Consider the following 605-nt stretch of genomic DNA (forward strand, 5'->3'; position numbering starts at 1 on the left):
GAAAAACGTCTGACTCCGCCGTCTGGCAGTGGTAACTGGGAGTCTCTCGTTAACGGTCTCTATCGTTTGCAACAGCGTCAACGTCGTAAACGCAAAGAGCTCACCAATCTGATCCGTCGCTTTAGAAACGGTGCCGAATCATTGCCCGATGCCGTCGTAGTATTTCGCGCGGAAGGCAACATTGTTTGGTGTAACCGATTAGCTCAACACCTGTTAGGCTTCCATTGGCCAGAAGATTCCGGTCAACCTATCTCGAACCTGATTCGAACTCCAGATTTCATCAAGTACCTCAATAAAAAAGATTTCTCCGAACCGCTAGAAATGCGCTCGCCGTTGAATGTCGAACGTATGTTAGAACTGCGTATCGTGCCTTACACGGAAGGTGAACACCTGATGGTGGTGCGTGACGTGAGCCAACTTAAGCAACTCGAAGGAATGCGTCGTAACTTCTTCGCTAACGTTTCTCATGAGCTACGCACTCCGATGACCGTACTACAAGGTTATCTGGAGATGACGGAAGACCCAGATATGATCGTCGGCCCGATGTGGACTAAAGCGCATGGGGTGATGACGGAGCAGCTTAACCGCATGAACAGCTTAGTGAA

General features: G+C 49.6%; 1 protein-coding gene. It reads left to right on the forward strand.

Going from position 1 to position 605, the window contains the following annotated elements; translation table 11 throughout:
• A partial coding sequence (locus R7Q48_RS28875) for a phosphate regulon sensor protein PhoR (protein WP_318133778.1) occupies nucleotides 1-605 on the forward strand: 605 nt, incomplete at both ends.

Source organism: Vibrio sp. 378 (genome assembly GCF_033339435.1).